Origin of the sequence: Bradyrhizobium sp. 159 (assembly GCF_023073795.1) — a bacterium.
Classification (GTDB): Bacteria; Pseudomonadota; Alphaproteobacteria; order Rhizobiales; family Xanthobacteraceae; genus Bradyrhizobium.
This window is the reverse complement of record NZ_JADPKE010000088.1, coordinates 143,334-169,102: the sequence shown is the minus strand read 5'-3', so window position 1 is coordinate 169,102 and position 25,769 is coordinate 143,334. Positions and strand designations below refer to the sequence as shown.

Here is a 25,769-nt window from a genome sequence, read left to right as displayed (position 1 = left end):
GCGCCAGCGGCGCCCAAAATAAAAGCCCCGCGAACCGAATCCGGTCGCGGGGCCTGTATTCGCTAACCGCTTCTGACCGGTACGTCCGTGGTCAGAAGCGCCTTGCGCGGGCGTTAGCCGACGCGGAGATTGTCAGCCGAGGACTTGCCGCTGCGGCGGTCGGCGACGATGTCGAACGAGACCTTCTGACCCTCGTTGAGGGAGGAGAGGCCAGCGCGCTCGACGGCGCTGATGTGCACGAATACGTCCTTTTGGCCGTCGTCCGGCTGAATGAAACCATAACCCTTTTGGGTGTTGAACCACTTCACGGTGCCCATAGCCATGGGAATGTCCTTTAGTTAGTTAGAGAGGATACGCACGCAGACCGGTACGCAGCATTGCGCCCATAGTCCCTGATGAGTCGATGTTTGGAGAATTCATCTGAAGCGTGCGCGCCCGTCAGCAACGAAGCGAAGCGGCCCAGTCGTTCGGCCAAGTATCGATGATCACAATATAGCGAGAATTTGGGGCCAGTTCAAGGCACCACCCGTGGCTCGGCATGTCGTGCGCGTTTGCTATTTTGCGGTGCAAATTGGCCGGCTTCGCGCCTCTCAATCGACGATGAACAGCGTCGCACCCACCGCCGTCGAGGACCGGTGCGCGGCGTCGCCGAAATCCGAGACTTGGTAGCTCATCCCCGCCGTCAGCTTGAACTTGCGCCCGTCGCGCAGCTCCGAGTCGAGCTCGCCCTTCAGCACGTAGAGCACGTGACCGCGATCGCACCAATGATCGGCGAGATAGCCCGGCGAATACTCCACCATCCGCACCCGGAGTTCGCCGATATTGAGCGTCCGCCACTTGGCCTCGCCGGTCTCGCCGGGATGCGTGGTGGGTTCGACTTGGCTCCAGTCGGTCACGGTGAACGGGGATGCCGGGAGTTTCATGGCGGAGTCCTATCGGTGTCGGCAGTGTTGTTAGCGCACACCGCGGTCTCCGTCACCGCGTGTGGGAGTCACGAACCTTCCTCCTTCACACTGTCATCGCCAGCCTTGTGCGCACTTGCGCACTGGGGCGGGCGCTCCAGTATTCCAGGGGCGGCAACGATCGAGCCGAGAAGCCGCGGCGTACTGGATTGCCCGCTTTCGCGGGGAATGACAGCGAGCGTGGGGCGGCCTTCCGAAACCGCGGCCTATGCCACCAAATGGTTCGCCGACCCCTGCACGATCAGCCCTTCGGCGTTCACCCGCAGATATTCGCAGATCCGCTTGCCCCGCTCGTTCTCGTAGAACACGACCACGCTGTCCGGGCTGACGAACACATCGATCAGCGAGAAATGCAGGTTCGGCAAAAGCCCCAGCGCCTTGCCCCAATAGGCGCGAAGCGCGTCCTTGCCGCGCACGGTGCCGCTGGCATCGAACCCCATCACGGGGATGCGGTCTGACGTCATCACGGCCGCCTCGTCATAGAGCGTGAGCACGCGTTCGAGGTCGCGCGCATTCCAGGCCTCGATCCAGGTGCGGCCGAGTGCGGCGAGCGTTGATGGCTGATGATGCTGTGACATGGCGTTCTCCCTGTTCGGCCCCCTGTTTGGGAGGAGGGCATAATAGGTCAATATTGCTTACCTATGTGGCTTTGTCCATGTCCAAAGAAGGATGTGGGGGGCGCGCCCGCGCGGTTGCGGGCGGCTTCGGTGTCGCGTATCTGCTGGCCATGACAGCAGCACAAAACGACCGCTCCACGTCGACGCCCTCGGTGGCCTCGGCGCACGACAAGATTCTCATCGTCGACTTCGGCAGCCAGGTGACGCAGCTGATCGCGCGCCGCGTGCGCGAGGATGGCGTCTATTGTGAGATCGTCCCGTTCAATAAGGCCGAAGCCGCTTTCAACGAGATGAAGCCGAAGGCGGTGATCCTCTCCGGCGGGCCAGAGTCGGTGCATGAGGCCGGCTCGCCGCGCGCCCCGCAGGCGATCTTCGATTCCGGCGTGCCGGTGATGGGCATCTGCTACGGCCAGATGACCATGGCAGCCCAACTCGGCGGTGAGGTCGAGGGCGGCCATCACCGCGAATTCGGCCGCGCCGATGTCGAGGTGAAGGCGCCGAGCAAGCTGTTCGAGGACGTCTGGTCACCAGGCGGCAAGAACCAGGTCTGGATGAGCCATGGCGACCGCATCACCAGGATGCCGCCGGGCTTCTCGGTCGCCGGCACCTCGCCGAACGCGCCGTTCGCGATCATCCAGGACGAGACGCGCAAATATTACGGCCTGATGTTCCACCCGGAAGTGGTGCACACGCCCGACGGCGCCAAGCTGATCCGCAACTTCGTGCGCAAGATCGCAGGCCTTTCCGGCGACTGGACCATGCGCGCCTTCCGCGAGGAGGAGATCCAAAAAATCCGCCAGCAGGTCGGCAAAGGCAAGGTGATCTGCGGCCTTTCCGGCGGCGTCGATTCAGCGGTCGCCGCCGTGCTGATTCATGAGGCCATCGGCGACCAGCTCACCTGCGTGTTCGTCGATCACGGCCTCTTGCGCCTCGACGAAGCCAAGACCGTGGTCGACCTGTTCCGCCACCATTACAACATCCCGCTCGTGCACGTAGATGCCTCGAAACAGTTTTTGGGCGAGCTCGAAGGCGTCACCGATCCGGAAACCAAGCGCAAGACCATCGGCCGCCTCTTCATCGAGGTGTTCGAACAGGAGGCCAAGAAGATCGGCGGCGCCGACTTCCTCGCGCAAGGCACGCTCTACCCTGATGTGATCGAGAGCGTCTCCTTCACCGGCGGCCCCTCGGTGACGATCAAGTCGCACCACAATGTCGGTGGCCTGCCTGAGCGCATGAACATGAAGCTCGTCGAGCCGCTGCGCGAGCTGTTCAAGGATGAGGTGCGCAAGCTCGGGCGCGAGCTCGGCCTTCCCGAAATCTTCGTCGGCCGCCACCCGTTCCCGGGCCCGGGCCTCGCCATCCGCTGCCCCGGCGAGATCACCAAAGACAAGCTCGACATCCTGCGCAAAGCCGATGCCGTCTACATCGATCAGATCAGGAAGCACGGCCTCTACGACGAGATCTGGCAGGCTTTTGCCGTGCTGCTCCCGGTGAAGACCGTCGGCGTCATGGGCGACGGCCGCACCTACGACTACGTCGTCGGCCTGCGCGCCGTCACCTCCACCGACGGCATGACCGCGGACTTCTACCCGTTCGACATGAAGTTCTTGGGCGAGACCGCGACGCGCATCATCAACGAGGTGAAGGGCGTGAACCGGGTGGTGTATGATGTGACAAGCAAGCCACCGGGGACGATTGAGTGGGAGTAGGAGCGTGCGGCGTCGCCACGTATCGATCACTGGATTAGTCAGGCGACAACCGGAGTTATTGGAAGTGCGCCGTGGAACACCTGCGCTCCGGCGACCGCGTCAAGCCGCAATTCCCGTATCCACATGTCGATCGCGTCTGCTCGAAGACGGAATAGGCAATAAGTATTTCGCTCGCCGGGAGGCAGCCGTTCATTCTTTGCACCCGCGCTGCCGTTAGCGATAACGTGGATTGGCGTACCAGCTGAATCGCCATTGAGCGGAAGGCTTTGATACATGGCGATCTTCGGTTTGTGCTGATGTCCGTGAAGAGCCACGTTGACGCCCGCGCGCTGTGCTGCGGCTAATATTTCGGACGCGTCCAGCGTCAACGTGACGCCTTTTGATTTGGGGGCTTCCACGTTTGCCACGGGGAGCAAATGGTGGTGGATAGCGAGAAACCGGAACGTCGGGCGTTCCACCTTTTGCTTTGCCAGATCAGCTATGGCATCCAGGCCGTTGCGCCCGACATAGCCGTACTCTGTCCATTCAGTCGCAGCGATTGTGCATGAGTTCAGCACGCAGACGTCGAGATCAGCCGCGCCAAGATGCACTCTGCGGACGTAGTTTAGCGATGCCTTCCAATCCCGGCCGACTAACTCGTCGACGAAGGTTCTGAACATCGTTTCGTGCTCATAATTGGCCTGTTTCTCTACTGCGTTCTCGCGAACGGTGACTGTGGAAGCATCGGAATACCGCACAACGTCGTGATTGCCAGGTACTACGATGATCTGATCCTTCTGCAGCCCCAGCCGCTTACGCAATGCTTCAAACTCAGCAAGCGCCGCGCGACGTGGTGCAGCAGCCCAGTCACCGTGCGTCATAAAATCTCCGGTCACGATCACAGCGGCGACGTCGTTCGTCAGGCCAAGGCGATCGAGATCGGCGACTATACATGCCGTGAGCGTCTGGCGGCCGTCACCAATCCCGACGTCCTCGTCCTGGAGGCGGAAGCCGTAGTCTTTTCCGAAGTGCAGGTCAGATAGATGAAGGACACATGATCGACCCGGCGCCTCAGCGGCCGATGCTATGTGGCCAAGAGCAGGATCGGCCACTGCGCCGATCCACAGGAAGGTTTGCTCCCTGATCGCATCAGCCAGCGTCTGGTCGTATCTTTGGTCTTCTATGGACCGAAGGATGAATACGCCGGCTGTCTTGTCAAGATCGTGTCTGTAGTACGCAGGAACGATGCCCGTTTCTGCCGCCTTTGGTTCGACGAATCCCACGCAAGCGCACAGGTACGCGCGTTCGGCCGTCCGGTCGATAAGGACGACTCCGATCTCCTGCTGGTCGTTTAGAAGCGTTACGATCTTTTCCGTCTCGGCGGGTTCGAACGTCTTCTTCCACCAGCCCCATCCGACGCGACCTGTTTGAGCGATCAACTCGCGGTGCGCTGCAATGGTGTCAATTCCCGGCGTGGTGTCGCGGAATCGAAGGGCTATTGCCGGTGGTGCCATTGGATCACTCTCCGATATGGTGGGCGCGGGATGTGCCACGCGAGAAGGCCGGGCGCTTCGATCAGTGCCCGTTCGAAGTCGTTGTAATCCGAAGCGCGCAAGGCCGCCCGTAACGTGGTGATCATGCGCTCCGATGATCCTAGTGTCGCGACTTCGCCACTGGAGCTCCAGATATCGATTTGATCAATACCCGGCGCGCGAGCACTGACGTATGGCCAGTGCCATCCGTCCGCCGATGCAACACGCTGCATCCTAATTGGGCCATCGCCAGGTCGGCGCCTTATCGCCAGCTGGTAGTCATCGATCGTCAAACGCAACCACTCGGCTGCTGTTTCCCTTGGTGGACAAGCTGATGGGATAACGCGGACATCAAGTCGCACAAGTTCTCCGATCAGCGGTGATTTCGATAAATCGGTATCGCCTCCATATTTGCGCGCTACCGCCTCAAACAGAGGCGTCACATAGTGAAGTGCTGCTGCATTGCGGTTGACCTGAGCCCAGTGCGAAAATTGACTGAATAGGAGCGTCAGCTCTGCGGCCGCTGAAGGTCTCGTTGTGTCAGGCCATACTGAAACGAAGACCGTGCCGCCCGGGCCGACAGCCCTGGCAGCTGCCGCGGACCAGCTCGCGAGCTGAGCAGGATACCATGGTGGATCGACGAGCGCCGCACCGTAGCTACGGTCCGCGCCAAAATTGGCCGCGTCACACACAATCTGTCGGCGGACTGCCTGGAGAGGTTGACGATCCACCAGCGTTACGTCGCTACCGGCTGCTTCCAGGAGGCGAGCAACAGTTGGAGCTCCTATGGCGACTATAGGAGTGGTATTCCCTAGTAAGCTTACGAGCGCTTCCGCAGTGGCGTCGTCATAGCGCCAGTCGAAGTCGAGCGGATGAGGCGCAGGAGGAGTGACCGAAGATTGTCGGTCGTCCACTTGGGGCGGCAACAGATCAATGATCTGGTCATCTCTTTCCGGAGTAACGTCGCAGGACATGTCCCTGGGGCACAATACAGTTTTAACGCGCCGGAACGGAGCTGTTTTAAAAGTGAGAGAACTTGTCTTCTATATTACCAGAGGTTGTCAATGACAACGAAGGATTGATCTCACCGTCCGTTGGCAAGCCCTCGGCGCTCCGGCGAGGGCTTTATGTCCGCCGCTTTCGTCCATGATAGGAAACCCAAAATCAACGTCAGGAACTCGCCATAATGCCCACTGCGATCGCGCCCAGCCAACAGCCCACCTCCACCACCACCGACCCCGAGACCCTCGGCTGGATGCGCGGCTTCCCGCCGTCCCCCGACCGCATCATCACCTTCCAGGACGGCTCGTTCCGCAGCTTCCCCGAACTGCGCTGGGCCTGGAGCAACATCCGCCAGCTGGTGCCGACGGTGAACGTCTGGCGCGGGGCGGGGCCGGCGTCGGTGCTGCCGCGGGAGGACCATGACATCGGCGCGGTCGCCTCGATTACGATGGACGGCCGCCCGCTTACGTTCGCAAAAATGCTGGAGGAGACCTACACCGACGGCATCGCGGTGCTGCATCGGGGCAAGCTGATTTATGAGCGCTATTTCGGTGCCTTGAAGCCGCACAAACCGCATATCGCGATGTCGGTGACGAAGTCGTTCACCGGCGTGCTGGCGGGCATGCTGGTCGCCGAGGGCAAGATCGATCCGCAGGCGCCCGTCACGGATTATGTGCCGGAGCTGAAGGCAAGCGCGTTCGCCGACGCGCGCGTGCACGAGGTCATGGATATGACCACGGGGCTCGCATACACGGAGGTCTACACCGACAAGAATTCGGATGTGTGGGGATTGCGACGTGCGAACGGCATGGCGCCGATCCCGCCGGGTTATGACGGCGCGACCACGATCTTCGATTTCCTCATCGCGCAGAAGAAGCAGGGCGAGCACGGCAAGGCCTTTGCCTACAAGACGATCAACACCGACGTGCTGGCCTGGATTTGCCGCGTCAGCGGCATGACGCTGTCCGATCTTCTCTCCGAGCGCATCTGGCAGCCGATGGGTGCAGAGGAGGACGCGCATTATCACGTCGGCCGCATCGGCACCGAGAGCGGCGGTGGCGGTCTCTCCACGATACTGCGCGATCTCGCCCGCTTCGGCGAGACCATGCGCAATCACGGCCGCTTCAACGGCCGCCAGATCGTGCCTTCGTCTGTGGTCGAGGACATCGCGCGCGGCGGCGATCCCCAGAAATTCAAGCCGGCCGGCTACACCACGCTGCCGGGCGCCTCCTACCGCAATCAATGGTGGGTCAGCCACAATGCCCACGGCGCCTATATGGCGCGCGGCGTCCACGGCCAGGGCATCTACATCGATCCCAAAGCCGAAATGGTGATCGCCCGCTATGCCTCGCATCCCATGGCGGGCAACGCCGCCAACGATCCCGTGACACTGCCGGCCTACATGGCGCTGGCGAAGGAGCTGATGGCGGGCGGGTAGGGTGGCCGAGGCGCCCGTTCGCGCCACACGCTCGGTGTTATCGTCCGACTTGATTGGGTGATCCAGTATCCAGAGACGATCATGATTGAACCGAGAGGCCGCGGCGTACTGGGTCGCCCGGTCGAGCCGGGCGACGACAGTACAAACCGCAAGATCGGTCGAGCACGCCATGGCCGTCCGCAGCTAACTGGAGCCGCCACGGAGGAAGGACGATGAAGGCGGCGCTGCAAACCTATCAGGACCGGATGCGACGGGTGTTGGACCATATCGACCGGCATCTCGACCATGATCTGGACCTCGACACGTTGAGCGGTGTTGCGGCCTTCTCGAAATTTCATTTCCACCGGCAGTTTTCGGCGACCTTCGGGCTGTCCGTGCATCGCTATGTCCAGCTCGCCCGCATGAAGCGCGCTTCGCATCAGCTCGCCTACACGGACGCGCAGAGAGTCACGGACATCGCGATCGAGGCCGGCTACGACGCACCGGACGCCTTCGCCCGCGCCTTTCGGCAACGGTTCGGGCAATCGCCGTCGTCGTTCCGGAAATCTCCCGACTGGGAACCGTGGCTTGCGGCCTTCGGGCCTCTCGACAACGCGAGGAGCAAGCTCATGCAGACGACCTTTACCCGTGACGACGTGACGATCCGCGATGTGCCCACCACGAAGGTGGCGATCATGGAGCATCGAGGCGACCCGGCAACGCTACAAGCTACCCTCCAGCGCTTCATCGCGTGGCGCAAGGCAGCGGGCCTGCACCCCAGGACAAATCCGACCTTCAACGTCTGGCGCTCCGAACGGCGTCCTGCCTCGCCCGCCGACTACAGCGTGGACCTTTGCGTCGGTACCGACCGGGCGATCGTGGCCAATGGCGAAGGGATCAAGGCCGGCGAGATCCCCGGCGGCCGCTGCGCCGTGCTGCGCGTGGTCGGCTACACCAACAATCTGGAGCCCGCCGCGCTCTATCTTTATCGCGACTGGCTTCCGGCCAGCGGCGAGGAAGCGCGCGACTTCCCGATCTATTGCCAGCGGCTGAGCTTCTTCCCGGAGGTGCCGGAGCATGAGACGGTCGCGGAGCTCTTTCTGCCGCTGAAATAGGTCCTCGGCCTGTCCCAGCGGATCGCGAGCAACGGACAGGCCGTTATCCATGACCGCCGGGCCATAACTCTTCATGCGAATGAGCATCATCGCCGCCCCGGCGACGCCTCAACTTCGCGATATCTTCTCGAACCGTTTCACCAGTCGCTCCCGCTTCAGCCGCGACAGCCGCTGAATCCAGAACATCCCGTCGAGTTGGTCGATCTCGTGCTGGTGGCACACCGCGCGCAGGCCGTCCGATTCCTCGGTTCGTGTGTTGCCGTCGAGGTCCTGATAGCTGATCCGCACGCGCGCGTGGCGCTGGACCTCGTCGTTGACCCCGGGCATCGAGACGCTGCCTTCGCGATGCAGGATCATCTCGGGCGAGGCCCATTCAATGACCGGATTGACATAGGTGAGCGGGCCGTCCCCGGCGTTGAGCTCGAGCACCACGACGCGCAAGGGCACGCCGATATGCGGCGCGGTGATGCCGATGCCCGGCGCGGCGCGCATCGTGTCGAGCAAGTCGTGCGCAAGTTCGCGCAAGCCGTCGTCGAACGCGGTCACGGGCCACCCCGGCGTCGCGAGTCGGCGGTCGGGGTAGCGGAGGAGGGGGCGGATGGTCATGCAGGGCTTCTACCATTTGCCAATTATTGGAGCATCGCCCGTTGCGTCCGCTTCACGCGTCCGGATACGGCGTGCCGTCCTTGTGCAGGAAGCGGCCGTCGGATGCCGGGCTCATCATGTCGATGTCGGAGCAGGTGATGAGGTCGTCTTGCGAGCGCGAGCCGATTTCGAGATAGACCGCCGTCGCCTTCGATCTGTTGATCATGTGATGGCCGTTGCCGCTTGCCTTGGGGAAGGCGGCGCAATCGCCCGCGCGCAGCACGGTTTCGCCGTCGTTCTCGATCAGCGTCACTTCGCCTTCCAGCACATAGACGAATTCGTCCTCGTGCGAATGCCAGTGCCGCTGGCTCGACCAACCGCCCGGCGGCAGGCGCATCAGGTTGACGCCGAAATCCGACAGGCCTCCGGCATCACCGAGCCGCTGCCGGATGCGGTCGGCGCATGGGGTGCTGAAGGGCGCCGGATACCCGGAGCCCTTACGGGCCGGCACCGTGGCGAGGTCGATCTTCGGCATGGATGGGTTCCCTGCATTTCAGCGCGCCGATGGAGGAGACATCGCGACGCATCGTCGGACACAGCCGCACGCGGCGCGGCGAGCGTCTGGAGAGCGGACGGACGAATGGTCACGATCGCAATCGTGGACCAGGTCAGGATCAGCGGGATGATGCCATTGTGCAGCTGTTTTGCCCGACGTGTCAAATCGCGGTTCGCACATCGTGAGGTGCAAGCACCCTAAGTCGTTGATCTTGCAGCACCCGGCTACTGTGCATGGGGTTGTTTTCGCGACTTTTACTGGCAGATCACAAAACGTGCCGCAAAATTTTACGTCGGCTTGTCGACCCCGGCTGTTCCCATTCGTCTTCCACGCAAGACAGACCTGAACGGGAGACCCAAATGACCCAATCCCCCTATCGCTGGGTGATCGTCGCCGCCGGCGGCCTGCTCGGCTGCGTTGCGATCGGCGGCATGTTTTCGCTGCCGGTGTTCCTGCAGCCGATCGCGAAGGACACCGGCTGGTCGGTGACCGGCATCTCCAGCGCGATGACGATCGGCTTTCTGGCAATGGCCTTCACCAGCATGGCCTGGGGCACGCTGACGGATCGATTTGGGCCGCGGCCGGTGGTGCTGACGGGATCGACCGTGCTGGCGCTGAGCCTGTTCGCCGCGAGCCATGCGACCTCGCTGATCGTTTTCCAGTTCGTGTTCGGGCTCCTGGTCGGGGCGGCCTGCGCGGCGATCTTCGCGCCGATGATGGCGACCGTGACCGGCTGGTTCGAGACCCATCGCAGCCTCGCCGTGTCGCTGGTCTCCGCCGGCATGGGCATGGCGCCGATGACGATGGCGCCGTTCGCGGCCTGGCTCGTTTCCGGCCATGATTGGCGGACCTCGATGCAGATTGTCGCCCTGGTGGTCGGCGCCATCATGATCCCGGTCTCGTTGCTGGTGCGCCGTCCGCCGGCGCTCGCGCACGCGGCCGCCGCACCAGCGGGCGAGGGCGCCGGGCAAAGCGAGATGTCGATGGGCGAGGCATTGCGCTCGCCGCAATTTTTGATCCTGCTCGCCACCAACTTCTTCTGCTGCGCCACCCACTCCGGTCCGATCATCCACACCGTCAGCTATGCCGTGAGCTGCGGCATTCCGCTGGTCGCGGCAGTGACGATCTACAGCATCGAAGGTTTTGCCGGCCTGGGCGGCCGCATCGCCTTCGGCGTGCTCGGCGACCGCTTTGGCGCCAAGCGCGTGCTGGTCTCGGGCCTCCTGCTCCAGGCGTTCGGTGCGCTCGCCTACGTCTTCGCGCATCAGCTCACGACGTTCTACGCGGTCGGCGCCGTCTTCGGCTTCATCTATGCCGGCACCATGCCGCTCTACGCCGTCCTCATCCGCGAGAACTTTCCGCTCAAGATGATGGGCACGGTGATCGGCGGCACGGCGATGGCCGGCAGCCTCGGCATGGCAACCGGTCCGCTCGCCGGCGGCCTGATCTACGACGCGTTCTCGAGCTATGCCTGGCTCTATATCGCCTCCTGGGCGATGGGTCTCGGGGCGTTCCTGATGGCAATGACGTTCCGCCCGTTCGCAAAGCCGCAAGGCGAGGTGGCAGCGGCGCCGGCATAAGTTCATGATCGAGGCGCAGCATCAGAGCTGCGCCTCGATCGCCGCCTTGTCGATCACCGACCAGACCTGCCGGATCCTTCCATTGTGAAACGCGTAGAAGACGTGCTCGCAAAAGGACACGCGCCTGCCGTTCACCTCGAGCCCCAGGAATTGTCCGGCCGGCGTGCAGTCGAATGCCAGCCGGCAGGCGATGGTGGGCGGATCTGAGATGAGCAGCGCGATGTTGAAACGCAGATCCGGGATGTCGCGAAAGTCCTGCTCCAACATCGCACGATAGCCAGACAGGCCGAGCGGGCGGCCGTTGCGGACGACATCGTCATGCACGAACTGGCCGAGGCCCGGCCAGTCCTGCCGGTTCAGGCAGGCGATGTAATTGCGATAGCGGTCGGCGAGGTCGGCGCTGTTCATCGTGAAGCTCCCATGCTGCAAGGATAACGCAGCAGGAGGCGAATTCGCCTCGCGGCGTCACAGCCGCTTTTCGAAGAACAGATCGGGATAGGGATCGTCATTGAAGCGAGGAATCTCGCGCCAACCGGTGCTGCGGTAGAGCTGGCCGGCCTCGGGCAGCGCGCTGTTGGTGTCCAGCCGCAGCAGCCTGATGCCGAGCTCGCGCGCAGCATCCTCGGTCGCATCCATCAGGCGGCGGCCGAGCCGCAACCCGCGCGCGGCGGGCGCCACCCACAGCCGCTTGATCTCCGCATAGCCGTGATCGGTGCCCTTCAGCCTGACGCAGCCAATCGGCAGCGTGTCCGAGATCGCAACGATGAACGTGCCGCGCGGCCGGCGCATGTCCTTGGCATCGGGATCACGCGAGCGCGACACGTCGAAGCCCTGCTTGAAGCGGCGCCCGAGCTCGGCATAGTACTCGCCGAGGCAATAGCGGGCCTCCGCGCTTTGCGGGTCCATCTCGTCCAGTCTGACACGCTCGCGCGTCAGCGCGGAGGCGATCAGGTCCATCGCCGCCAGCAGCGCCTCGGCTTGCGAGTGTTGCGCGAGGATGCCGCCCGCCTGCGCGTTCGACAGCGCCTCATAGGCTGCGAACTCGCGCCGGCCCGCGCGCGTGAGCTTTGCCATGCGCCGGCGCGCATCGTCTTCGCGTGCATTGGTCTCGATCAGCCCTTCGTCCTCGAGGCTGCGAAGCAGCCGGCTCATCAGCCCGGAATCGAGACCGAGATGGTCGCGGATCTCCGCCACGTCCGAGCGGCCGTGGCCGATCGCGTTGAGCACCCGCGCCGCGCCAAGCGGCCGGCCGCGGCCCAGGAACGAGGTATCCAGCGCACCGACAGCGGAAGTGACGGCGCGGTTGAAGCGGCGGACGCGGGAGACGGGGTCGAGCATGATGTCTGACTTTAGTCAGGTATATCCTGCTGTCAATCGCTTTGGGCATGCCAGGAGGTCCTCGCATAGGCGCACAATTGATCGCAACCGCGCTTCCCTTGCGCCACCGACCGGAGATCGCCGCGGCGATGCCGCGCGAGCCGCCGGTCACGCGTGCCGCACCGCGGCCGGGACACGCGAGAGGTGGATGCTGTCGCTCCACACTCTCTCAGTGCGAGCGCAGCGAAGCAGTGCAGAAATGGATCCGGGAGCGACTCTGGATTGCTTCGCTGCGCGCAATGACGAGACTGGAGCTCTCGCGCGCCTCTTTGTGAGTTGTGCCCGTGCTGCGAGCCGCTACCATGCGGCCGCTCCCGGAGCGTGGGACGTACAGCAAGCGGAGACCACATGAGCGGACAGGACCACAAAGTCAAAGGATCGGACCTGTTTGTCGCCGCGCTGGAGAACGAGGGCGTCGACCGCATCTTCGGTGTCCCCGGTGAGGAGAATCTCGATCTCGTCGAATCGCTCCGCACCTCCAGGATCGAGCTGATCCTGACGCGCCACGAGCAGGCCGCAGCCTTCATGGCTGCCACGCATGGGCGGCTGACCGGCAGGCCCGGCGTGTGTCTATCGACGCTTGGACCCGGCGCACTCAATCTGTCCACCGGCGCGGCCTATGCACATCTCGGTGCGATGCCGATGATCCTGATCACCGGTCAGAAGCCGATCATGAGCAGCCGGCAGGCGCGCTTCCAGATCGTCGACGTGGTCGCGACCATGAAGCCGCTGACGAAGCTGTCGCGGCAGATCGTCAGCGCCTCCAGCATCCCGACCGTGGTGCGCGACGCCTTTCGCGTCGCGATGGAAGAACGGCCCGGGCCGGTTCATCTCGAATTGCCAGAAGATATCGCGGGCGACGAAGTATCCGCCGTCCCGGTGATCCCGGTCCATCCGATCGAAATTCCGGTCGCCCATCGTGCCGCGCTCGACCGTGCCGCCGAGATGATCCTGGCTGCAAAGCGTCCGCTGGTGATGATGGGCGCGGCGACCAGCCGGCCGCGGTCGACGCATGGCATCGCAAGCTTCGTGCGGCGGACCGGCATTCCCTTCTTCACCACGCAGATGGGCAAGGGCACCGTGCCCGGCGGCACCAACCTCTATATGGGGACCGCCGCGCTGTCCGAACGCGACTACGTTCATGACGCGATCGATGCCGCCGACCTGATCGTCGCGATCGGCCACGACCCCATCGAGAAGCCACCCTTCATCATGGGGCCGGCGGGGCCGAAGGTGATTCACGTGAGCTATACACCGGCGAGCGTGGAGCTGGTCTATTTTCCAGACGCCGAGGTCGTCGGCGACGTCGGCCCGAGCCTGGAGCTGCTCGCCGACCGGCTCGAAGGCAAGCTGCCGCAGGCGGCGGCGCTTTTGCCGCTACGCGAAGAGATTCTCAGGCACATCGCCGATCGCGCCACCGAGGCGCGCTGGCCGCCGACACCGCAGCGGATCGTGCACGACATCCGCCAGGTGATTCCGGAGAACGGCATCGTCGCGCTCGACAACGGTATGTACAAGATCTGGTTCGCGCGCAACTACCGCACTCGCGTTGCCAACACGCTGCTGCTCGACAATGCGCTGGCGACGATGGGTGCCGGCCTGCCGTCGGCAATGATGGCCGCGATGCTCCATCCGGACCGCCGTGTGCTCGCGGTTGCCGGCGATGGCGGCTTCATGATGAACAGCCAGGAGCTGGAGACTGCCGTCCGTCTCAAGCTCAATCTCGTCGTGCTGGTGCTCGAGGACAACGCCTACGGCATGATCCGCTGGAAGCAGGCGGTAGATCATTTTGCCGATTACGGCATGACCTTTGGAAACCCTGACTTTGTCGTCTATGCCAAGGCCTACGGCGCCAAGGGGCATCGCATCGTGAGCATCGACAGCTTCGGCCCGACGCTGGAGGCAGCCTTCAAGGAGGGCGGCGTGCACCTTGTCTCGATTCCGATCGATTATTCGGAGAACGTGCGGGTGCTGGTCGACGAGCTGCGGGCGCATGAAAAGTCAAAGGCGTAAGTGTGTTCGACACTTCGCCACACCCGTCATTGCGAGCGCAGCGAAGCAATCCAGAGCCGTTCCGCAGAGGCAGTCTGGATTGCTTCGTCGCTTCGCTCCTCGCAATGACGGGGTATGCCGACCAGCCCGAATGCGATAACAACTTGCGGCAACATCCAACCAACCACAGGAATATGAAATGACCCGGGTTCGTTGTGTCACCGAGATGGGCATGGGCGTCGACATCCACGGCAGGGATGCCACCAAGGCGGCGAAACGTGCGGTGTCGGACGCGATCAGGCATTCGAGCCTCGGCTTTTTCCGGATGATCGGGAAGACCGCGAACGACATGTTTGTCGACGTCACGATCGCCGTGCCCAATCCGGAAGCCGTCGACAAGGAAGCCGTCGCCAAGGAGCTGCCTTACGGCACAGTGACCGTCAACGCAGTCAAGGGCGGGCTGGAGATTCCCTCCGCCACGGAAGTGGCCAACGACCCCATCCTCATCGCCAATGCGGCCGTGATCGTGAGCTTCGACAAGGATTAGGCCGGTGTCCGACAGCGATATGGCGCTGCTGGATCGTCCGATCTGGAGCGCTCTGACAACGCGCCAGAAGCATCTGGCCGAAGGCGGCCCGCGGGCGCTGCGCTATCCCGTGGACATGACGCCGTTTGCCGACATGATCGACCTGTCCGCAGCAAGCTTTGCTGCGCTCGGTGATCTCATGACGGGATCGCAAGTAGCTGCGCTGTTTACGCCGGAGCCGGTGGACGTGCCCGCCGGCTTCAAGGTCGTGCTCGCCGAGACCGGCGAGCAGATGATCGGATCGCCCGCCGACAGCCCGCTCCGCGATGCCGAGATCGTCACGCTGGGACCCGCCGACGTGCCCGCCATGATGGCGCTGACAGAGCTGACCAAGCCGGGCCCGTTCGCGCTGCGCACGCACGAACTGGGGACGTTCTTCGGCATCCGTGCCGGCGGCGAGCTGGTTGCCATGGCCGGCGAGCGGATGAAGCCAGGCAATTTCACGGAAATGACGGCCGTGTGCGTGCATCCTGATCATCGCGGCCGCGGCTATGCGCAGGCGCTGCTCGCGGCGGTCGCGCGGCAGATCGAGGCGCGCGGCGAAATTCCTTTCCTGCACGTATTTTCGAACAACGCGTCCGCCATCGCGCTCTATCAGCGGCAGGGCATGCGGATTCGCCGTCGCCTGCACGTGACGGCGCTGATGAAGCAGGAATGAGCTGCGCCGCGGGCTTCATATCCGGCGAATTCGCGCTATATCGTTCCCAACCATAATTTGGGGAAACACATGGACGCCAGGACACCTGATTTTTCCGCCGCGCGGACGGCGATGCAGCGCTACGTCGATCAGGAGATCATCCCCGGTGCATCTTGGGCTGTGCTGCGGGGGCGCGATGTCGTCGACCAGCAATGCGTCGGCTTTGCCGACTGCGAGGCCAACACCGCGCTTCGGCCCGACCACATTTTTCGTGCATTTTCCAATACAAAGATCTTCGTCACCTGCGCCATCATGCTGCTGGTCGAGGAAGGCCGCGTCGGGCTCGATGATCCCGTCGAGAAATTTCTGCCGCAGCTCGGCCATCGCACGGTGTTGAAGCCGGGGGCTGCGAGCCTTGCCGATGTCGAGCCGGCGAGGGGCCCGATCACGATCCGACAGCTGCTGACCCACACGTCCGGGCTCAGCTACGGCATCTTCGATCCGGGCACGGTGCTGTTCAAAGGCTACAACGAGGCGCGCGTGCTCAATCCGCTGACGCCGCTCGCCGACATGATCGACCGGCTTGCCGATCTGCCCTTGTCCTATCATCCCGGCACCGGCTGGGAATATTCGGTGGCGACCGACGTGCTCGGCCACGTCGTCGAGGTCGTCTCCGGCCAGCGGCTCGACGCTTTCCTCAAAGCGCGCATCTTCGATCCGCTCGGCATGACCGATACAGGCTTCTATGTGCCGGAAGCGCAGCAGGGCAGGCTGGTCGCACTCTATAACGGCGCTGATGTGCTCGATCCCATGAAGCCCGGCCTCACGCGGGCCGACCATCTGCCTTATCCGCAGGCTTATCGGCGGCCGTTGCCGCGACTGTCCGGCGGCGGCGGTCTGGTCTCGACCTTGCCCGACATGCTGGCGCTGGTGCGCGCGTTGCTGCCCGGTTCTGATGCGCTGCTGAAGCCGGAGACGCTGCGGCAGATGATGACGAACCAGCTGCCCGTTGGCCAGACCATCCGCTTCGCCAATCTCGGGCCGATCCCCGGCAAGGGCTTTGGCCTCGGTGGCGCCGTCACCTTCGCGCCGACGCCGTTTGATCCTCCGAACTCGACTGGTGAATTCCAGTGGGGCGGGCTTGCAGGCACCCATTGGTGGATCTGCCCTGACGCCAACACCGCCGGCGTGCTGATGGCCCAGCGCTACATGGGGTTCTGGAATCCCTTCTTCTTCGAGTTCAAGCGCCTGGCATATCAGGCGGTCGGCGCGACATGACGAGAGTTCGGCCTGGCTCGTCGGCTGTGCCAGATACAAGGTGAGCTGGAGGCGTTGCCTCCCGCCCGTCCTCGTCAGTCCTTCCACGGATCGAACTCGCCTTCGCCGGCCATGGCGACGGCGAACGGCCGCAGCGTGTGCAGCACCCGCACGGTGCCGGCGTGCTGCGCCAGCACGTCCGGCAGGCGGCGATAGGCCATCGGGCTTTCATCGAGGTCGGCACCAACAAGGGTGACTCCGCGCTCGCTCAGCCATCGGTCCATCTCCGCGCGTGAGAAGCGCCGCTTCGCCTCCCTTCGTCCGAACAGGCGGCCGGCGCCGTGCACGGTCGAGTACAGCGAGGCCTTGGCTTCGGGGCTGTCGACGCCCTCGAGGATGACGGCGTCATCACCCATCGAGCCGCCGACGAATCCCTTCTGGCCGGGAAACGCCGGCGTCGCGCCCTTGCGCACCACCCACAAATCACGGCCGTCGTGGGTCTCGCGCCAGGCGTAGTTGTGGTGGTTGTGCACGCTCTCGGTCACGCTGCCGCCGATGATCCGGCGAACGCGCTCGACGACCCACTCGCGGCCCGCATAGGCGTAACGTCCGGCGAGCTGCATCGCCGCGATGTAGCGGCGGCCGAGCTCGGACTCCTCGTCGACCACGGCAGGCGGCACGTTCATGCCATCCTTGCCGCCGGCGGCCTTGAGATAGCGCGTCGCGGAGGTGTGCCCGAGGCCGCGGCTTCCGAAGTGGACACCGACCCAAACAAAGCCTTCCTCGTCGCGCATGAGGTCGACATAGTGGTTGCCCGATCCGACCGTGCCGAGCTGGCTCGCCGCCTTCTGACGATAGGCCTCCATGTCGCTCTCGCGCCAGGCATGGCCGTCGTCGAACAGCGCGTGCTCGGCCCGCTCGGCATTGGCGCGGCCGACACCGAACGAGATCGTCTTGGCGACGTCGCGGATGATCGTGGGCACGATGTCGACGATATCGTCGAAGCGCGTGTCGAGCTTTGCGGCCATGTTGCCGCAGCCGATGTCGAAGCCGACGCCGGAGATGCTGATCTGCTTCTCATAGGCGATGACGCCGCCGACCGGCTGGGCATAACCGAGATGGCCGTCGGCGCAGATCACGCCGGATACGACATTGCCGACCGCCATGCAGTTGCGCATCTGCGCCACGGTCGCCTCCTCATGCGGACCGAAGATCTTCAGCGGCGCATTCTGGAAGCGCGCCTCCTGCGGGCGCAGCTTCGCGATCTCGCTCGCGGCGGTGTTGGCTTCGCGGGCGAGATGCTCCTTGCGCGCGGCGTCGCGGTACGAGCACCAGGCCGGCTGGCCGCGTCCTTCGCCGACGCGCGAGTCGGGATCGATACCGGCGGCGAGGCAGAGCTCGCGGGCGCGTTCCATGTAGGGATCGGATCGTCGCATGGCCGTGATTCCTGCTTCACTTCCTGCGCGCACCACAGAGTGGACGCGCGGCTCCTGTCAGAGATTTCGCTGGTTCCAGGCGCAGTCCCGCGTCCGGATTCGTTGTCGTTTCGCATCAATTCAACGCCGTCTTCGAGGTAGTGATCCACGCAACCGAGGCTTCGGAGAAGCGCCGCGGGCAACAAAAAACCCTCCGGAGCGGCAGGCTCGGGAGGGTCCGTGAGAAGCGGACTGTCGATCTTGCGGTTAGGCAAGATCGCTCCGATGAGCCGGGCATGCGACATCGGATTGGCCGAAGGCCGTTCGACAGTCGCGCAAATCTTTCGTAGCGGTACAGCATCGCTCGGTTCATGTTGTCGGTCGCGAACGGAAGTGCTCGCGAGGCCGCGGGAGGCAACCCGCGGTTGTCAAGCAACGGCGCGTGTGAAATTGCAAGATATGGACGCAAGACATGGACGAATGAGTGCCAACCTATCTCGGTCTCGATGGATTTCGCTTCGGCTGGGTCGCTGCCTGGATCGATGAGCGCGGCGATCCTGACGCGCCTGCTCGCGTTGCCGCATGCGCGCGCGATGATCGACATGCCGATCGGCTTGAATCCGAGCGGCTATCGCGCTTGCGATCTGCGTGCGCGCGAATTGATCGGCCCTGCCGTGTTTCTCGGCGCGCGCCGCGACCTGTGGACGTTCCCGGATATGGCTGCGGCGAATCGCTATTACTGGGAGCAGGAGGGCAAGGGCAGGGGCGTATCGGCGCAGCTCTGGAACATCAGAGACAAGCTCAAGGAGGTCGACGATGCCATGGCGCCGGCGCGGCAACCGACGATCGGCGAGGCCCATCCTGAATTGATCTTCTGGAATCTGGCCGGACGAGTTCGGCTTGAGCCGAAGACGTCATCGCGTGGTCAAGCGCAGCGTATTGCTCTGCTGAGAGACCGGGGCTTCACCAAGATCGAGACATGGCTGACGCTTCGCTATCGCACCGGCATCGGCCGTGACGATCTGATCGATGCCTGCGCCTGCGCGGTCGCGGCGCGCGAGAGCACGCAACGTGTCGGCGACGACGAGATCGATCCGCGAGGCCTGAGAATGAAGATCAACTATTGAGCCCTCCTTAGCCCTCGCGATCGCTTCCGTCTCCCGTGTAGCGCCGGCGAGGATAACTCTGCTTCAGATGAACGCCATCGTCGTCCAGCCTTGCTGCTCTCTGTTCGTACTCCTCGGCCATGGACTGCAGCCGCCGGGCAGCTTCGCTATGTGCGAGATCGCCGGCGACGCGGCGGCACCGCTCAGCATGGTCCAGCAGGGCGCGCTTCTCGATGCTCATCCGGCGATAACGCTTGGAAGGCTTAATGGTCCCTGCGCGGGCGCTTGGAACAGCGCAAGGGGCTTTGTCTCGATGACCGGGAAAAAGTAGCAATATTTTCAAGCGGCCAAGGAACATGGTTCCTGAGCCGACGTTGAAGCCAAAGGCTGCTGAGGGACAAGATAACTATGTATGACACCTGCCAATTGGCGACCGCGATGCTCGCGGTTGCCTTTACGGCCCTGCTGTTGATCACGGGCCAACGGTTCATCGAGTACCGATTGCAACATGAAGCAATGATTCCGATCGTGGCGCTCGCAACGCTGCCGCCATAAGCGCGGGTTCGCCGGGACGAATCGTGACTTGCGCCGGACGGCGTCCTGCTTAGATTGTGCACGCCTCAGTCCATGCACCACAGGTCCGATGTCCGATCTATCCGCCTTTCCCATCACCAAGCGTTGGCCGGCGAAACATCCCGAACTGCTCCAGCTCTATTCCTTGCCGACGCCGAACGGCGTCAAGGTCTCGATCATGCTGGAGGAAATTGGATTGCCTTACGAAGTCCACCTCGTCGATTTCGGCAAGGACGACCAGAAGACGACCGAATTCCTCTCGCTCAATCCGAACGGCAAGATCCCGGCGATCCTCGATCCGAACGGCCCGGGCGGCAGGCCGCTGCCGCTGTTCGAATCCGGGGCGATCCTGCAATACCTCGCCGAGAAGACCGGCAAGCTTCTGCCGGAAGACGCCGCACGCCGCTATCGGACCATCCAATGGGTGCACTTCCAGATGGGCGGCATCGGGCCGATGTTCGGCCAGGTGGGATTTTTCCACAAATTTGCCGGCAAGGATTTCGAGGACAAGCGGCCACTCGAACGCTACGTGAGCGAGTCCAAGCGCTTGCTCGGCGTGATGGAGACGCAACTCGCCGGCCGTCACTGGTTCATGGATGACGATTACACCATCGCCGACATCTCGATGCTCGGCTGGGTGCGTAATCTCATCGGCTTCTACGGCGCAGGCGATCTCGTCGAGTTCAGCCAGTTCAAATCGGTCGGCGCTTGGCTTGAACGAGGTCTCGCGCGTCCGGCGGTGCAGCGCGGGCTGAATATTCCGAAACGGCCGTGAGGCTAGCCAGCGCCTTGTACGTCATGTAGAGCGCCATCAGCGCGACGAGGGCGATCATGGTCCGGCGCAGCACCGATTTGCTGACGCCATTGGCCATGCGTGCGCCGAGATCGGTGCCGATCCAGAGGCCGGCCAGAATGCCGATGATGGCCGGCCAGCTGACCATCAGTCCCTTGCTCCAGTAAATCCAGGCTGCCGGACTGTTGGTCGGGATCACCGAGAAGATGAGGCTGACGAGTTGTGCCTGATGCTGCGGTACGCGCAGGCCCGCGGCGAGGCCGACGGTGATCGCGAGGCCGCCGCCGATGCCCATGAAGCCGGACGAAAAGCCCGCGAGCACGCCGATAAGCAGCAGAGGGAGCCACTGCAATTCGGCGGGATCGCCGGCCTTGCTCTCGCCGTCCTTGCGGTCGCGGCGTAGCGCCAGCGCCGCGATCAGCGCGACGAGATAGATGACGTAGGTCCATTGCAGCACTGTGTCGGGCGTGGCGGCCGCAGCATAACTACCGCTGGCGCCGCCGATGAGAAATCCGATGCCGATCCAGACGATCCATTGCAGCGGGCTGCGGTTGCCGCTCTGCCAGTAGCGGCGTACGCCCGCAAGGCCCGTCGGCGGCACTTGTGCGATCAGAGATGTGCCCTGGGCGACGTGCTGCTCGGCGCCGAGCAACAGCACGGAGAAGATGACGAGGCCGCCGCCGGGGCTCCTGCCCGAGAAGCCCGATGCCAATCCGGCGACCAGACCGACGCCGGCGCCGGCGAGGAGTTCATATATCCAGGTCATCGTTCATGTCCTGGTTCGTCGCTTGACGTCCGCCTTGGTCGTGCGCAGGCCGTCGACCACGCTGTCAACGGCCATCATGCAGGCGTCGACGTCAAAATCCTCGCCCCAGCATTGTTGCAGCACAAAACCCTGGAAAATCGCGATCAGCACGCGCGCGATCGCCTCGGCGCCGAGGTCGCGCTTGATGAGTCCGTCATGCTGGCCGCGCTCGACCAGCGCCACGATCATCGCGCGCGGCATGTCGATGCCTTCGACGACGCTGCTGCGGACGCGGCGGTTGCGCAGCGCTTCGGCCCAGCCATGAATGCCGACACGGCGGCGGGGCTCGCCGGCGGGATCGGTAAGCCATTGCGCGTAGACGCGGACCAGCGCGTGCAGCCTTTCGATCGGATCGCCCGATCCTTGAGCGACCGAGTTGAGCACGGCCTCACGGCGATGCCGGTCGTCCGCGAGCGCTTCGATCAGATCGTCCTTGCTCTGGAAATAGAGATAGACCGCGCCATGGCTCAAGCCCGATCGCTTGACGATATCGGCCATGCCGGTCTGGTGAAAACCGTTCTCGGCAAAGCAGGCGAGGGCCGCTTCGAGGATCTGCTGCCGCCGGCCTTCGCGCTTCTTGTCGCTGATCTTGGGCATCGGCTCAGTCCATAAATAACTGACAGATTGATCACTTTGGAGGTTTGTCAGCGACGGACAAATTCTCGGTGATCTACATAAAAAACGATCGATCAGTCATTTTTAAAGCAGAGCGGCAGCGAGGTCAAGACCTGCCGGCGCCGGACCGGGAGACAAGCCGGTGAAGTGGCTGACGCGCCCTGCCAGCGGCGGCGGGGCGGCTCTTGGCTCGGGGTGCCGCTAGAACAGCCGTCCGCCGTTGGGCACGGGCTTGCTCGGCTGCACCAGCACGACCTTGCCGGCAGCATCGGGGAAACCGAGGGTCAACACCTCGGATACGACCGGGCCGATCTGGCGCGGCGGGAAATTGACGACGGCCGCGACCTGCAGCCCCACCAGCGTCTCGAGCGGATGATTTTCGGTGATCTGCGCCGAGCTCTTGCGGACGCCGATCGCAGGGCCGAAGTCGATCCATAGCCGAAAGGCCGGCTTGCGCGCCTCCGGAAACGGCTTGGCGTCGACGATGGTGCCGACGCGGATATCGACCGCGAGGAAGCTGTTGAAGTCGATGGCCGGCGAGGCGGCGGCCGCGGGGTCGTGAGTGACGTGCATAGTCCATCCGTTCGGCAAATGGCGTCGTTCGCAATATTGTCGCGCGAACCGGAGTTTCGTACAACGCTGCGGTCACCATGCGACGCATGCGCGAGGACGACTTGCCCAACATCATCTACGGCATCAAGAACTGCGACACCATGAAAAAGGCGCGCACCTGGCTCGACAGCCATGGCGTGCCTTACGAGTTTCACGACTACAAGACGGCGGGAGTCGAGAAGGACAAGCTCAAGCAATGGAGCGAAAAGGTCGGCTGGGAGACGTTGCTCAATCGCGCCGGCACGACTTTCAAAAAGCTCCCCGATTCCGACAAGGAAGGGCTCGGCGAGAAGAAGGCGCTGGCGTTGATGCTAGCGCAACCATCGATGATCAAGCGGCCGGTGCTGGAAATTGGCGGCAAGCTGCTGGTCGGATTCAAGCCCGATATCTATGCCAAGGAAGTCGGCGCCAAGAACGCTGAAGCCAAGGCGCGCTAATTCAGTTCGATGGTCTCGGCGGTGACGCTTGGGCCGGACTGGTCGGCGATCTCGACCACGTCGGCTGCTGCGATGCGACCAGGCGCGCGATGAAAGAGGTCGCGGTCGATCACGACGCGCAGTCTCGGACGCGGCGGCGCGTCATTTCCGCGCATCAGATTCTTGATCTCGAAGCCGCCGTCCTCGCAGAAGGTCTTCACCGACGCGATGATGTGGCTGACCTTGTCCTCGGTCAGGAACGGCAGCAACAGCCGTTCGTAGGCGACGATGCGACCGTAGATGTCGTCGATGTCGGCAACGCTGTAGATCGGAAGCCCGCGCGCAACGCATTCGTGATAGAGGGGCATCACGAAGGGCGCGAGCCGCGGTCCGACATAGTCGTGCAGCAGGGTGCCTTTGCCGCTGTGGCCATAGGCGCGCGAGATGCGCGTGCCTTCGCTCTGGATGATCAGGTGCGGCGTCGGCGTCGAATTGTCTACCGTGTAATAGATGAGATCGGACAGCTCTTCCTCGAGCCGCGCGGGCTGGTACTCCCAGATCGCCGGTGCGACCTGCTGGCGCGCATAAAGTCGCAGCCACGTGTTCAGGAGATCACGCTGCCTGATCGACTTGACGACGGAGGGCGCGGCGCTTGCGAAATCCAAAACAATATTCCCGGCATGTCAAAACCCGCACATGATCCATGCCGCGGGAAAATTTTCTATGAAGGCTGGCGCGGGAGACGAAAGACCGTTAACGACGGCTTGACGACCGGTGCCTTGCGAACCGGGAGGCCGGGCAGGCACGACATCAAAACATCTCCGACTAAGGGAGCATTTGTATCCCAGCCGGAGGCCTGATCTGCTCAGCTTTCCGCCTTGCCTAACCCCCGTCACCTCCGGCATATTCCGCGCCCGGAGGCGGCGTTCCGGAGGGGCTCCAAGGCCTCCGGAAAGCCGAAGCAACAAGGACAGCCACGCGCGGCCAGCGCGTCGCGCGGGCAGGGGGAAATCTGTTTGGCCGATGAGTTCATTCTCGAAACGGAAGGCTTGACCAAGGAGTTCGCGGGCTTCTTCGCCGTCCGCGACGTTGCGCTCAAGGTTCGCCGTGGGAGCATTCATGCGTTGATCGGTCCGAACGGGGCCGGCAAGACGACGTGCTTCAATCTTTTGACCAAGTTCCTCAAACCGTCTGCCGGAAAGATCCTGTACAAGGGACAGGACATTACTGCGATGGCGCCGGCCGACGTGGCGCGCATGGGCTTGGTTCGCTCGTTCCAGATTTCGGCGGTTTTTCCGCATCTCACCGCGCTGGAGAACGTCCGCGTCGCCCTTCAGCGCCAGCACGGCTCTTCGTTCGACTTCTGGCGCTCCAAATCCGTGCTCAACTGCTTCAACGATCGCGCGCGCGAGCTGTTGAACGATGTCGGCCTCAGCGAGTTTGCCAATACGCCGGCGGTCGAGATGCCCTACGGACGCAAGCGCGCACTGGAGATCGCAACCACGCTCGCGCTCGACCCCGAGATGATGCTGCTGGACGAGCCGATGGCCGGCATGGGTCACGAGGACATCGACAAGATCGCGGCGCTGATCAAGCGCATCTCCGCGAAATATACCATCCTGATGGTCGAGCATAATTTGAGCGTCGTGGCCAATCTCTCCGACATCATCACCGTGCTGACGCGCGGGCAGGTGCTCGCGCAGGGCCATTACTCCGAGCTCACCAAGGACGAGCGCGTCAAGGAAGCCTATCTGGGAGCCGGTCATGCCTGACACTGCGATCGCCGAGGCTCCGGCAAAGGCCGCGACCGGCGGAAACATCCTTCAAGTCCGCAACCTGGAAGCTTGGTACGGCGAGTCCCACATCCTGCACGGGATCAACTTCGACGTGAATGCGGGCGAGGTCGTCACCCTGCTCGGGCGCAACGGCGCCGGCAAGACGACCACGTTGAAATCGATCATGGGCATCATCGGCAAGCGAACCGGCTCGGTGAAGTTCAACAATCAGGACATCATCCGCGCGACCTCCGACAAGATCGCGCGGATGGGTATCGCCTTCTGCCCCGAGGAGCGGGGCATATTCTCCAGTCTCGACGTGCGGGAGAATTTGCTGCTGCCCCCGGTGGTCCGCGAAGGCGGGCTGCCGCTCGATCAGATCTTCGACCTGTTCCCGAACCTGAAGGAGCGGCTCAACAGCCAGGGCACCAAGCTTTCGGGCGGTGAGCAGCAGATGCTGGCGATCGCGCGCATCCTGCGCACTGGCGCGAGCTTCCTGATGCTGGACGAGCCGACGGAGGGCCTTGCGCCCGTCATCATCCAGCAGATCGGCCACACCATTGCGCGGCTCAAGAAGGAAGGCTTCACCATCCTTCTCGTCGAGCAGAACTTCCGTTTCGCATCCACTGTCGCCGACCGCTATTACGTGGTCGAGCACGGCAAGATCATCGACGGATTTTCCAATGCGGAGCTTGCCGCCAACATGGACAAGCTCCACACCTATTTGGGTGTCTAGAACTGCCAACGAAAAAATTC

General features: G+C 63.3%; 26 protein-coding genes and 1 pseudogene. 14 read left to right on the top strand and 13 right to left on the bottom strand.

The annotated features are described in order from the left end of the window. Positions 1-113: 113 nt before the first annotated feature. The 3 genes from IVA96_RS26020 to IVA96_RS26010 form a co-directional block, all read right to left on the bottom strand. Entirely contained in the window at positions 114-323 is a 210-nt protein-coding gene (locus IVA96_RS26020; RefSeq protein ID WP_008141931.1) for a cold-shock protein, read from the bottom strand. A gap of 267 nt (positions 324-590) precedes the next feature. Then, positions 591-923, bottom strand: coding sequence for a DHCW motif cupin fold protein (locus IVA96_RS26015; RefSeq protein WP_247304397.1), 333 nt, complete (start codon positions 921-923; stop codon positions 591-593). A gap of 245 nt (positions 924-1,168) precedes the next feature. Then, a complete protein-coding gene (locus tag IVA96_RS26010; RefSeq protein WP_247420117.1) occupies positions 1,169-1,540 on the bottom strand; it encodes a nuclear transport factor 2 family protein in 372 nt (123 codons plus the stop codon). Positions 1,541-1,689: 149 nt separating this feature from the next. Here IVA96_RS26010 and guaA point away from each other — a divergent pair, with 149 nt between their 5' ends. Next, positions 1,690-3,288 (top strand): glutamine-hydrolyzing GMP synthase, encoded by a 1,599-nt coding sequence (guaA, locus tag IVA96_RS26005; protein ID WP_247420116.1) that lies wholly within the window; start codon positions 1,690-1,692, stop codon positions 3,286-3,288. Positions 3,289-3,326: 38 nt separating this feature from the next. Here the strand turns inward: guaA and IVA96_RS26000 are convergent, their stop codons facing one another. Further along, a complete protein-coding gene (locus tag IVA96_RS26000; protein ID WP_247420114.1) occupies positions 3,327-4,781 on the bottom strand; it encodes a metallophosphoesterase in 1,455 nt (484 codons plus the stop codon). Positions 4,782-5,985: 1,204 nt separating this feature from the next. On the opposite strand from IVA96_RS26000, the gene IVA96_RS25995 reads away from it, so the two are divergent. Both IVA96_RS25995 and IVA96_RS25990 read left to right on the top strand, forming a co-directional pair. Next, positions 5,986-7,239 (top strand): serine hydrolase, encoded by a 1,254-nt coding sequence (locus tag IVA96_RS25995; protein WP_247420113.1) that lies wholly within the window; start codon positions 5,986-5,988, stop codon positions 7,237-7,239. Positions 7,240-7,451: 212 nt separating this feature from the next. Further along, on the top strand, positions 7,452-8,333 hold the full coding sequence (locus IVA96_RS25990) for an AraC family transcriptional regulator (RefSeq protein WP_247281678.1): 882 nt from the start codon (positions 7,452-7,454) through the stop codon (positions 8,331-8,333). Between the two features lie 108 nt (positions 8,334-8,441). Here IVA96_RS25990 and IVA96_RS25985 read toward each other — a convergent pair whose 3' ends face one another. Both IVA96_RS25985 and IVA96_RS25980 read right to left on the bottom strand, forming a co-directional pair. Further along, a complete protein-coding gene (locus IVA96_RS25985) occupies positions 8,442-8,939 on the bottom strand; it encodes a peptide deformylase (RefSeq protein WP_247420112.1) in 498 nt (165 codons plus the stop codon). Between the two features lie 52 nt (positions 8,940-8,991). Then, the gene (locus tag IVA96_RS25980) at positions 8,992-9,453 is read right to left on the bottom strand and encodes a cupin domain-containing protein (protein ID WP_247420111.1); all 462 of its coding nucleotides are present in this window, start codon (positions 9,451-9,453) and stop codon (positions 8,992-8,994) included. 380 nt (positions 9,454-9,833) lie between these two features. Here IVA96_RS25980 and IVA96_RS25975 point away from each other — a divergent pair, with 380 nt between their 5' ends. Continuing rightward, the gene (locus IVA96_RS25975) at positions 9,834-11,054 is read left to right on the top strand and encodes an MFS transporter (RefSeq protein ID WP_247420110.1); all 1,221 of its coding nucleotides are present in this window, start codon (positions 9,834-9,836) and stop codon (positions 11,052-11,054) included. A 21-nt stretch (positions 11,055-11,075) separates the two neighbouring features. Here IVA96_RS25975 and IVA96_RS25970 read toward each other — a convergent pair whose 3' ends face one another. After that, complete coding sequence (locus tag IVA96_RS25970; RefSeq protein ID WP_247420109.1) at positions 11,076-11,462, bottom strand: ester cyclase; 387 nt, start codon at positions 11,460-11,462, stop codon at positions 11,076-11,078. A 57-nt stretch (positions 11,463-11,519) separates the two neighbouring features. After that, positions 11,520-12,392: a bifunctional helix-turn-helix transcriptional regulator/GNAT family N-acetyltransferase gene (locus IVA96_RS25965; RefSeq protein ID WP_247420107.1), complete on the bottom strand. Its 873-nt coding sequence runs from the start codon at positions 12,390-12,392 to the stop codon at positions 11,520-11,522. Positions 12,393-12,779: 387 nt separating this feature from the next. Here IVA96_RS25965 and IVA96_RS25960 point away from each other — a divergent pair, with 387 nt between their 5' ends. The 4 genes from IVA96_RS25960 to IVA96_RS25945 all read left to right on the top strand — a co-directional run bounded on the left by IVA96_RS25960 (position 12,780) and on the right by IVA96_RS25945 (position 16,924). Next, positions 12,780-14,444, top strand: coding sequence for an acetolactate synthase large subunit (locus IVA96_RS25960; protein ID WP_247420105.1), 1,665 nt, complete (start codon positions 12,780-12,782; stop codon positions 14,442-14,444). Between the two features lie 178 nt (positions 14,445-14,622). After that, positions 14,623-14,970: a Lin0512 family protein gene (locus IVA96_RS25955; protein WP_247420102.1), complete on the top strand. Its 348-nt coding sequence runs from the start codon at positions 14,623-14,625 to the stop codon at positions 14,968-14,970. A 4-nt stretch (positions 14,971-14,974) separates the two neighbouring features. Then, a complete protein-coding gene (locus IVA96_RS25950) occupies positions 14,975-15,667 on the top strand; it encodes a GNAT family N-acetyltransferase (RefSeq protein WP_247281671.1) in 693 nt (230 codons plus the stop codon). Between the two features lie 69 nt (positions 15,668-15,736). Beyond that, complete coding sequence (locus tag IVA96_RS25945) at positions 15,737-16,924, top strand: serine hydrolase domain-containing protein (RefSeq protein WP_247420098.1); 1,188 nt, start codon at positions 15,737-15,739, stop codon at positions 16,922-16,924. A gap of 74 nt (positions 16,925-16,998) precedes the next feature. Here IVA96_RS25945 and IVA96_RS25940 read toward each other — a convergent pair whose 3' ends face one another. Then, complete coding sequence (locus tag IVA96_RS25940; protein ID WP_247420095.1) at positions 16,999-18,339, bottom strand: RtcB family protein; 1,341 nt, start codon at positions 18,337-18,339, stop codon at positions 16,999-17,001. 463 nt (positions 18,340-18,802) lie between these two features. Here IVA96_RS25940 and IVA96_RS25935 point away from each other — a divergent pair. From IVA96_RS25935 to IVA96_RS25925, 3 genes and pseudogenes are all read left to right on the top strand, one after another. Next, positions 18,803-19,445 (top strand): annotated as a pseudogene (locus tag IVA96_RS25935) (DUF429 domain-containing protein). 67 nt (positions 19,446-19,512) lie between these two features. Beyond that, on the top strand, positions 19,513-19,755 hold the full coding sequence (locus tag IVA96_RS25930) for a hypothetical protein (protein WP_247420092.1): 243 nt from the start codon (positions 19,513-19,515) through the stop codon (positions 19,753-19,755). Between the two features lie 312 nt (positions 19,756-20,067). Beyond that, positions 20,068-20,772, top strand: coding sequence for a glutathione S-transferase N-terminal domain-containing protein (locus tag IVA96_RS25925; RefSeq protein WP_247420090.1), 705 nt, complete (start codon positions 20,068-20,070; stop codon positions 20,770-20,772). Here the strand turns inward: IVA96_RS25925 and IVA96_RS25920 are convergent. From IVA96_RS25920 to IVA96_RS25910, 3 genes are all read right to left on the bottom strand, one after another. Beyond that, complete coding sequence (locus tag IVA96_RS25920; RefSeq protein ID WP_247420088.1) at positions 20,690-21,556, bottom strand: sulfite exporter TauE/SafE family protein; 867 nt, start codon at positions 21,554-21,556, stop codon at positions 20,690-20,692. The two genes, IVA96_RS25925 and IVA96_RS25920, sit on opposite strands and share 83 nt — an antisense overlap. Before the next feature lie 3 nt (positions 21,557-21,559). Beyond that, positions 21,560-22,192 carry a TetR/AcrR family transcriptional regulator gene (locus IVA96_RS25915; RefSeq protein ID WP_247420086.1) on the bottom strand — a complete coding sequence of 211 codons (633 nt, stop codon included), beginning with the start codon at positions 22,190-22,192 and terminating at the stop codon, positions 21,560-21,562. Positions 22,193-22,411: 219 nt separating this feature from the next. Beyond that, positions 22,412-22,783, bottom strand: coding sequence for a tRNA-binding protein (locus IVA96_RS25910; RefSeq protein WP_247281662.1), 372 nt, complete (start codon positions 22,781-22,783; stop codon positions 22,412-22,414). 101 nt (positions 22,784-22,884) lie between these two features. On the opposite strand from IVA96_RS25910, the gene IVA96_RS25905 reads away from it, so the two are divergent. Continuing rightward, positions 22,885-23,259 carry an ArsC family reductase gene (locus IVA96_RS25905; RefSeq protein ID WP_247281689.1) on the top strand — a complete coding sequence of 125 codons (375 nt, stop codon included), beginning with the start codon at positions 22,885-22,887 and terminating at the stop codon, positions 23,257-23,259. On the opposite strand, the gene IVA96_RS25900 is transcribed toward IVA96_RS25905, so the two are convergent. Continuing rightward, on the bottom strand, positions 23,256-23,903 hold the full coding sequence (locus IVA96_RS25900; RefSeq protein WP_247420084.1) for a hypothetical protein: 648 nt from the start codon (positions 23,901-23,903) through the stop codon (positions 23,256-23,258). The genes IVA96_RS25905 and IVA96_RS25900 overlap by 4 nt on opposite strands. Positions 23,904-24,254: 351 nt before the next feature. Between IVA96_RS25900 and IVA96_RS25895 the strand changes: the two genes are divergently transcribed. Further along, positions 24,255-25,010: an ABC transporter ATP-binding protein gene (locus IVA96_RS25895; RefSeq protein WP_247420082.1), complete on the top strand. Its 756-nt coding sequence runs from the start codon at positions 24,255-24,257 to the stop codon at positions 25,008-25,010. Next, positions 25,003-25,749, top strand: coding sequence for an ABC transporter ATP-binding protein (locus tag IVA96_RS25890; protein ID WP_247281660.1), 747 nt, complete (start codon positions 25,003-25,005; stop codon positions 25,747-25,749). The genes IVA96_RS25895 and IVA96_RS25890 overlap by 8 nt, the downstream gene beginning before the upstream one ends. Positions 25,750-25,769 lie beyond the last annotated feature (20 nt).

What these genes read in the sequence shown, in the direction of transcription:
- guaA (WP_247420116.1), top strand. Translation starts at nt 1,690, where the DNA reads ATGACAGCAGCACAAAACGACCGCTCCACGTCGACGCCCTCGGTGGCC.
- IVA96_RS25925 (WP_247420090.1), top strand. Translation starts at nt 20,068, where the DNA reads ATGTCCGATCTATCCGCCTTTCCCATCACCAAGCGTTGGCCGGCGAAA.
- IVA96_RS25915 (WP_247420086.1), bottom strand. Translation starts at nt 22,192, where the DNA reads ATGCCCAAGATCAGCGACAAGAAGCGCGAAGGCCGGCGGCAGCAGATC.
- IVA96_RS25980 (WP_247420111.1), bottom strand. Translation starts at nt 9,453, where the DNA reads ATGCCGAAGATCGACCTCGCCACGGTGCCGGCCCGTAAGGGCTCCGGG.
- IVA96_RS25890 (WP_247281660.1), top strand. Translation starts at nt 25,003, where the DNA reads ATGCCTGACACTGCGATCGCCGAGGCTCCGGCAAAGGCCGCGACCGGC.
- IVA96_RS26000 (WP_247420114.1), bottom strand. Translation starts at nt 4,781, where the DNA reads ATGGCACCACCGGCAATAGCCCTTCGATTCCGCGACACCACGCCGGGA.
- IVA96_RS25910 (WP_247281662.1), bottom strand. Translation starts at nt 22,783, where the DNA reads ATGCACGTCACTCACGACCCCGCGGCCGCCGCCTCGCCGGCCATCGAC.
- IVA96_RS25920 (WP_247420088.1), bottom strand. Translation starts at nt 21,556, where the DNA reads ATGACCTGGATATATGAACTCCTCGCCGGCGCCGGCGTCGGTCTGGTC.
- IVA96_RS25940 (WP_247420095.1), bottom strand. Translation starts at nt 18,339, where the DNA reads ATGCGACGATCCGATCCCTACATGGAACGCGCCCGCGAGCTCTGCCTC.
- IVA96_RS26015 (WP_247304397.1), bottom strand. Translation starts at nt 923, where the DNA reads ATGAAACTCCCGGCATCCCCGTTCACCGTGACCGACTGGAGCCAAGTC.
- IVA96_RS25970 (WP_247420109.1), bottom strand. Translation starts at nt 11,462, where the DNA reads ATGAACAGCGCCGACCTCGCCGACCGCTATCGCAATTACATCGCCTGC.
- IVA96_RS25975 (WP_247420110.1), top strand. Translation starts at nt 9,834, where the DNA reads ATGACCCAATCCCCCTATCGCTGGGTGATCGTCGCCGCCGGCGGCCTG.
- IVA96_RS25995 (WP_247420113.1), top strand. Translation starts at nt 5,986, where the DNA reads ATGCCCACTGCGATCGCGCCCAGCCAACAGCCCACCTCCACCACCACC.
- IVA96_RS25930 (WP_247420092.1), top strand. Translation starts at nt 19,513, where the DNA reads ATGAACGCCATCGTCGTCCAGCCTTGCTGCTCTCTGTTCGTACTCCTC.
- IVA96_RS25965 (WP_247420107.1), bottom strand. Translation starts at nt 12,392, where the DNA reads ATGCTCGACCCCGTCTCCCGCGTCCGCCGCTTCAACCGCGCCGTCACT.
- IVA96_RS25990 (WP_247281678.1), top strand. Translation starts at nt 7,452, where the DNA reads ATGAAGGCGGCGCTGCAAACCTATCAGGACCGGATGCGACGGGTGTTG.
- IVA96_RS25955 (WP_247420102.1), top strand. Translation starts at nt 14,623, where the DNA reads ATGACCCGGGTTCGTTGTGTCACCGAGATGGGCATGGGCGTCGACATC.
- IVA96_RS25945 (WP_247420098.1), top strand. Translation starts at nt 15,737, where the DNA reads ATGGACGCCAGGACACCTGATTTTTCCGCCGCGCGGACGGCGATGCAG.
- IVA96_RS26010 (WP_247420117.1), bottom strand. Translation starts at nt 1,540, where the DNA reads ATGTCACAGCATCATCAGCCATCAACGCTCGCCGCACTCGGCCGCACC.
- IVA96_RS25960 (WP_247420105.1), top strand. Translation starts at nt 12,780, where the DNA reads ATGAGCGGACAGGACCACAAAGTCAAAGGATCGGACCTGTTTGTCGCC.
- IVA96_RS26020 (WP_008141931.1), bottom strand. Translation starts at nt 323, where the DNA reads ATGGCTATGGGCACCGTGAAGTGGTTCAACACCCAAAAGGGTTATGGT.
- IVA96_RS25985 (WP_247420112.1), bottom strand. Translation starts at nt 8,939, where the DNA reads ATGACCATCCGCCCCCTCCTCCGCTACCCCGACCGCCGACTCGCGACG.